Origin of the sequence: Streptosporangium nondiastaticum (assembly GCF_003011965.1) — a bacterium.
Lineage (GTDB): Bacteria > Actinomycetota > Actinomycetes > Streptomycetales > Streptomycetaceae > Streptomyces > Streptomyces nondiastaticus.
Genome location: NZ_PXWG01000228.1, coordinates 1 through 6,249 on the forward strand (window position 1 = coordinate 1; position 6,249 = coordinate 6,249).

The following is a 6,249-nucleotide window of genomic DNA, read 5'->3' on the forward strand; positions in this document are numbered from 1 at the left end:
CGGGCCGCGCCGGGGCGGGGCGCGGGCACCCGCGCGGCGGCGGGGGGAGCGGCGGGCGCGGGGTCCTCGGCGAGGACGGAGGCGGAAGCGGAGCCGGAGGCCGGGGCGGACGGTGCGCCGCCGAGCCAGTACGGGGAGGGCGCCTGCGCCGGCTGCCCCTCGGAGGCCGTCTCGTAGGACATGTCGTACGGGGAGCCGTGGGCCGGCCCGGGAACCGCCTGATAGCCGTGGGCCGGCCGGCAGGAGGCGGGCTCCTGCTCGCCGGCGTACCCGCCGAGGTAGCCGGCCAGCCGGGCCTCGCCGCCGGGAACGCTCCCCGGGCCGTACGCCCCGGCGTCCGTGCCGTGGGCGCGCTGCACGCCGATGACGCCCCAGCCGACGCCGACGTCCTGCCGTCTGAAGGCGTCGAAGGAGTCGGACGGTTCGAGGGGGTCGGACGGATCGAGGGGATCGGAAAGGCCGGAGAGACCGGAGAGGCCGTCAGAGGGGTCGAAGCCGCCCGCGAACGCGAAGGAGCCGGAGGCGCCGGAGGGGTCGAAGGCGCCGGGCCGGCCGGCCGGGCCGGGGGAACCCGCCGGGCCGGCGGGCCCGCCGAGTGGCTCGCCCTCGCTTTCACCCTGCGGGGCGGCCGTGGCGTCGTGACCGCCCGCGTCCGCTCCGCCGCCCGCGCCGGTGGCGGCGGGCCGGGAGACGGCGCGGGGGGCGCGTGCGCTGTGTTTACCCACGAGGCGAGGCGCTCCGATCGGCAGTGGCGGTGTCCGCTACGAGGTCGCGGAAGGCACGAGCCACCGCGTCCGGGTCCTCCATCATGGCGACATGTCCCGATTCCACCAGTGTCAGCAGCCGCGAGTCGCGGAAAGTCCTGCCGGCACGGCGGGCCATCCGGATGGAGACGAGCTGGTCGCGCATTCCGTAGACCAGAAGAGTAGGGGCAAGGACGCGCTCCGCCTGCCGCCACAGCGAATGCTGGCCCCCAAGGGTGTACGCGTCGACCACTCCGCGTGCGGAGCGGGCCATGACGTCCCAGAAGTAGGGGAGCTCCAGCCGGCGCTCGTACTCCGCGACGGCCAGCGCGAAGCCCTCGGATGTCACTCTTCCGGGGTCTCCGTAACAGAGCGCGAGGACGTCACGCGTACGGCGCTCGGGGGACCAGTCCTTCGTCAGCCGGGCGAAGAGGGGCGCCACGCCGGGCAGCGCGAGCAGGGCCGTGGGCACGGCCGTGCGCTGCGGGCGCAGCTCGGGCAGCGCCGGGGAGATCAGGGTGAGCGTGCGGACCAGGTCCGGGCGGACGGCGGCCACGCGGGTCGCTATGGCTCCGCCCAGCGAATTGCCGACGAGGTGGACGGGGCCGCGGTCGCTCGCGTCGAGGTAGCGGATGACCGACCGGGCGAAGCCGGTGACCGAGTAGTCGCCGTCGTCCGGGGGCGGGGAGTCGCCGAAGCCGGGCAGGTCGAGCGCCTCGCAGGCGGCGTCGCCGGCGAGCAGCTCCATGAGCGCGGACCAGTTCTGCGAGGAGCCGCCGAGGCCGTGGACGCACAGCACGGGCGGCAGCCCGGGCGTCCGGGGCGGGCGGGAGCGCACGGCCAGCGTGACCCCGGGCAGGGCCACCGTGCGGACCTCCTCGCCCTCGCTGACGCGCGAGGGCCGACCGGGAGGCACCACGGGAACGATGCGGGCATCCGGCGACTCGGTCGAAGACATGCGGGCAATGTTACGAGACGATCACGCCGGGCCGGTTGTGGCGGGGGTCACAGATCGCCTGGCGGCGCGGGGCCTTGTCTCCTAGGCTCGACCGCAAGGAGTACGAGGGCGCACATCCCGGATACCGGAGAGAGGGCCCGCAATGCCTGTCGACCCGAGCAACCCCGATACGTTCGAAGACTTCGACCAGGAGGACGCCGACGTGACGGAATTCGACGCCGAAGCCCCGGAGGCCGACGCCGCGGAGCAGCACGCCGACCTCGCGCCCCAGCACGACGACTCGCTCGGCGACGTGGACCCGGGCACGGCCAACGTGGCGGACATCGCCGAACAGGCGCGCGTCGTAGATCTGGACGAGGACGACTACCGCTGATCGGGCGTGACCGCGGAGTCCTGGGCTGACCTGCGCCAATTGTCAGGTTTTTGTCAGCTTCCCACAGCGTCCGGTCCGTGAAATTCTCCGCTCCGACCACGCACGCCCGGGTTACCCAAAAGTACGATGGCGGGCGCGGTGCACACCGTGCAGTGAACGATCTTGGGAGGCGGCGTGACAGCCATCGAGCAGACCGAGGCGCGGCCGCGGGGCACGCGCCTGCCGCGCCGAGCCCGACGCAACCAGCTCCTGGGCGCGGCCCAGGAGGTCTTCGTCGCCCAGGGGTACCACGCCGCGGCGATGGACGACATCGCCGAGCGGGCCGGCGTCAGCAAGCCGGTGCTCTACCAGCACTTCCCCGGCAAGCTGGACCTCTACCTGGCCCTGCTGGACCAGCACTGCGAGAACCTGCTGCACGCGGTGCGCACCGCGCTCGCCTCCACGTCCGACAACAAGCAGCGGGTGGCGGCCACCATGGACGCCTACTTCGCCTACGTGGAGGACGAGGGCGGTGCCTTCCGCCTGGTCTTCGAGTCGGACCTGACCAACGAGCCGGCCGTGCGCGAGCGCGTCGACAAGGTCTCGCTGCAGTGCGCCGAGGCCATCAGCGACGTCATCGCCGAGGACACGGGCCTGTCGAAGGACGAGGCGATGCTGCTGGCCGTGGGCCTGGGCGGCGTCTCCCAGGTGGTCGCGCGCTACTGGCTCTCCAGCGAGAGCACGGTGCCCCGCGCCACCGCCGTCCAGCTGCTGACCTCGCTCGCCTGGCGCGGCATCGCGGGCTTCCCGAAGAACGCCCCCGAGCAGCACTGACCGGGACCGCCCCGGGCTAATGTGTGGACATCAACCCACATCTTCGGAGGGACGTAAGCCGTGGAGGTCAAGATCGGCGTGCAGCACGCGCCGCGCGAGATCGTCATCGAGAGCACCCAGAGTGCCGAGGAGGTCGAGCGGGTGATCTCCGACGCGCTGGCCGGCAAGGCACCGCTGCTCAGCCTTGAGGACAGCCGGGGCCGCAAGGTCCTGGTCCCGTCCGAGCGCCTGGCGTACGTGGAGATCGGCGAGCCGGCGGCCCGCAAGGTCGGCTTCGGCGCGCTCTGAGGGCTCTTCCAGCGGCGAGGCCCCGGTGAGGAATCACCGGGGCCCCGCCGTTGTCGTTACGGATGCGGGCCGGGGAGGTTGCCGGACACCCTCGTGGGGTAGTACGGCTTCGACCGGTTTGCACCCGCCCCTCGCCCCGGTAACGGGAGGGAAGTGACGATGATCCTCTGGGAAGTGCTCGGCTCGGTTCTCGTCGGGCTCGCCGTGTCCTACGGCGCCCTGCGCTGGCTCCCCGAGCGGTACGGGCAGTTCCGCTCCCGGGCCCTGACGCTGGCCACCGGTCCCGTCGCGGCGCTCTTCGGCGCCCTGCTCGCCCACTCGGTGCTCGGCCCCGGGCAGACCCCCGCCGTCCTGGCGGTCTCGCTGGGGGTGGCCGTCGCCCTGCTGTCCCTGCTGCTGCGCCAGGGGGACCACTCGGCGCGCCGATCAGCCACGGCCTGAAGGGGTCCGAAGCGGCCCGGGCCGGAGCCCGGGCCGGAGCGGTCAGGCCGCGAGGCCCAGCGCGGCCATGCGCTTGGTGTGCGCCTCGGTGATCCGGGAGAACATCTTCCCGACCTCCGCGAGGTCGAAGCCGTCGGCCACGCCGCCCACGAGCATCGTGGAGAGGGCGTCGCGGTCGGCGACGACGCGCTGCGCCTGCGAGAGCGCCTCGCCCATCAGCCGGCGCGCCCACAGCGCGAGACGGCCGCCCACGCGCGGCTCGGCCTCGATCGCGGCGCGCACCTTCTCGACCGCGAACGTCGCGTGGCCGGTGTCGTCCAGCACGGTCAGCACCAGGGCGCGCGTGTCGGAGTCCAGGCGGGCCGCCACCTCGCGGTAGAAGTCGCTGGCGATCGAGTCGCCCACGTAGGCCTTGACCAGGCCCTCCAGCCAGTCCGAGGGCGCCGTCTGGCGGTGGAACTCGTCGAGCGCGGCCGCGAAGGGCTCCATGGCGCCGGTCGGCTCCACGTCGATCGCGGTCAGCCGGTCGCGCAGCCGCTGGAAGTGGCCGAACTCCGCCGCGGCCATCTTCGCCAGCTCGGCCTTGTCGTCGAGCGACGGCGCCAGCTTGGCGTCCTCGGCGAGCCGCTCGAAGGCGGCCAGCTCGCCGTAGGCGAGGGCGCCCAGCAGGTCCACGACCGCCGCGCGGTACTGCGGGTCGGCGGATGCCCGGTCCCAGTCCTGGGCGGCGATCCCGGTGAGCGCCTCGGCGGGCTCGTTGGCGTTCTCAGCGTTGTCGGACGTCTCCATGGAGCGCACAATAGCCCGCTTCGCAACCCGGGGAAGCCCCAGGTCAGCTACTTCATCCGGATCTGTCCCAAGGATTGTCCGGAGGATTGTCCGGACACACATGCGCCTTTCCGGGGTACAGTGGTAATGCGCCTGTCGAGTGTGTCGGCAGGCTGTCCCATGCTGTGTCCTCCGGGGGCATCTTCTCGCCCCAGCCCCTGGACTCCAGCGGATGCCCGGTCGGTGGCCCGATCGGCTTCCAAAACCGACCGCCCTCCGCACGGCGCGCACGAGACGTACGCACCAGGAGGGATCCGCTCGCGGCACGTGTGCTCGAGCGAAGGCAGTGGTCCCGCGCCGACCGGCGTCCCCAGGCCGGACAGTACCCCGGCGCGGTCCGTACGACCTGTACGACCCCCTTCGCCGCCCAGCGCCGCGTCTCACAGAAGAGGCAAGATCCTGTCCACTCTCTCGAACCCCTCGACCTTCCGAGACCTGGGAATCCTCCCCGAGACCGCCGAAGCCCTTGAGGCCGTCGGCATCGTGCACCCCTTTCCGATCCAGGAGATGACGCTCCCGGTCGCCCTCTCCGGCTCCGACGTCATCGGCCAGGCCAAGACCGGCACCGGCAAGACGCTGGGCTTCGGCCTCCCCCTCCTGGAGCGCGTCGTCGTCCCCGCGGACGTCGAGGCGGGCCGGGCGAAGCCCGAGCAGCTGACCGACGCCCCGCAGGCGCTCGTCGTCGTCCCCACCCGTGAGCTGTGCCAGCAGGTCACCAACGACCTCCTGACCGCCGGCAAGGTGCGCAACGTCCGCGTCCAGGCCATCTACGGCGGCCGCGCCTACGAGCCGCAGGTCGAGGCCCTCAAGAAGGGCGTCGACGTCGTCGTCGGCACCCCCGGCCGCCTGCTCGACCTCGCCGGCCAGAAGAAGCTCAGCCTCGCGCACGTCAAGGCCCTCGTCCTGGACGAGGCCGACGAGATGCTCGACCTCGGCTTCCTGCCCGACGTCGAGCGCATCATCACGATGCTCCCGGCCAAGCGCCAGACCATGCTCTTCTCGGCCACCATGCCGGGCGCGGTCATCTCCCTCGCGCGGCGCTACATGTCCCAGCCCACGCACATCCGCGCCACCTCGCCGGACGACGAGGGCCAGACCCACGCGAACATCGCGCAGCACATCTTCCGCGCCCACAACATGGACAAGCCGGAGATGGTCGCCCGCATCCTGCAGGCCGAGGGCCGCAACCGCGCGATGATCTTCTGCCGCACGAAGCGGACCGCCGCGGACATCTCCGACCAGCTGATCCGCCGCGGCTTCGCCGCCGGCGCGGTCCACGGCGACCTCGGCCAGGGCGCCCGCGAGCAGGCGCTGCGCGCCTTCCGCAACGGCAAGGTCGACGTCCTGGTCTGCACCGACGTCGCCGCCCGCGGCATCGACGTCGACGACGTCACCCACGTCATCAACTACCAGGCCCCCGAGGACGAGAAGACCTACCTGCACCGCATCGGCCGCACCGGCCGCGCCGGCAAGTCGGGTACGGCCGTCACCCTCGTCGACTGGGACGACATCCCGCGCTGGAAGCTCATCAACAAGGCGCTGGAGCTGCCCTTCGACGAGCCCGAGGAGACGTACTCCACGTCCCCGCACCTGTACGAGGCGCTCGGCATCCCCGCCGGCACGAAGGGCATACTGCCGCGCTCCGAGCGGACCCTCGCCGGGCTCGCTGCGGAGGAGATCGAGGACCTCGGCGAGACCGGCGGCCGCGGTGGCCGCGGCGGTCGCGACCGGGGTCGTGACGGGGGCCGCGGCCCGCGCCAGGAGACCGAGGAGCGCCCGGCCCGCACGCGCACGCCGCGTCAGCG

General features: G+C 72.7%; 7 protein-coding genes and 1 pseudogene. 5 read left to right on the plus strand and 3 right to left on the minus strand.

Features of this window, described 5'->3' with window-relative positions; genetic code table 11:
• Both B7P34_RS34580 and B7P34_RS34585 read right to left on the minus strand, forming a co-directional pair.
• Positions 1-725, minus strand: a pseudogene (locus tag B7P34_RS34580) (hypothetical protein); the annotation flags it as partial.
• Positions 718-1,701 (minus strand): alpha/beta fold hydrolase, encoded by a 984-nt coding sequence (locus B7P34_RS34585; protein WP_106682109.1) that lies wholly within the window; start codon positions 1,699-1,701, stop codon positions 718-720. The gene B7P34_RS34585 and the pseudogene B7P34_RS34580, both read right to left, overlap by 8 nt.
• A 142-nt stretch (positions 1,702-1,843) precedes the next feature.
• Here B7P34_RS34585 and B7P34_RS34590 point away from each other — a divergent pair, with 142 nt between their 5' ends.
• From B7P34_RS34590 to B7P34_RS34605, 4 genes are all read left to right on the plus strand, one after another.
• A complete protein-coding gene (locus tag B7P34_RS34590; RefSeq protein WP_106682110.1) occupies positions 1,844-2,074 on the plus strand; it encodes a hypothetical protein in 231 nt (76 codons plus the stop codon).
• Positions 2,075-2,248: 174 nt separating this feature from the next.
• The gene (locus B7P34_RS34595; protein ID WP_030366183.1) at positions 2,249-2,887 is read left to right on the plus strand and encodes a TetR/AcrR family transcriptional regulator; all 639 of its coding nucleotides are present in this window, start codon (positions 2,249-2,251) and stop codon (positions 2,885-2,887) included.
• A 60-nt stretch (positions 2,888-2,947) separates the two neighbouring features.
• Positions 2,948-3,175 (plus strand): DUF3107 domain-containing protein, encoded by a 228-nt coding sequence (locus B7P34_RS34600; protein WP_106682111.1) that lies wholly within the window; start codon positions 2,948-2,950, stop codon positions 3,173-3,175.
• Positions 3,176-3,334: 159 nt separating this feature from the next.
• Positions 3,335-3,616, plus strand: coding sequence for a hypothetical protein (locus B7P34_RS34605; protein ID WP_189383273.1), 282 nt, complete (start codon positions 3,335-3,337; stop codon positions 3,614-3,616).
• A 42-nt stretch (positions 3,617-3,658) separates the two neighbouring features.
• Here B7P34_RS34605 and B7P34_RS34610 read toward each other — a convergent pair whose 3' ends face one another.
• Positions 3,659-4,405, minus strand: coding sequence for a ferritin-like fold-containing protein (locus tag B7P34_RS34610; RefSeq protein ID WP_030366181.1), 747 nt, complete (start codon positions 4,403-4,405; stop codon positions 3,659-3,661).
• Positions 4,406-4,885: 480 nt separating this feature from the next.
• On the opposite strand from B7P34_RS34610, the gene B7P34_RS34620 reads away from it, so the two are divergent.
• Positions 4,886-6,249: DEAD/DEAH box helicase (locus tag B7P34_RS34620; RefSeq protein WP_223268552.1), on the plus strand; the 1,364-nt coding region annotated here is incomplete at its 3' end.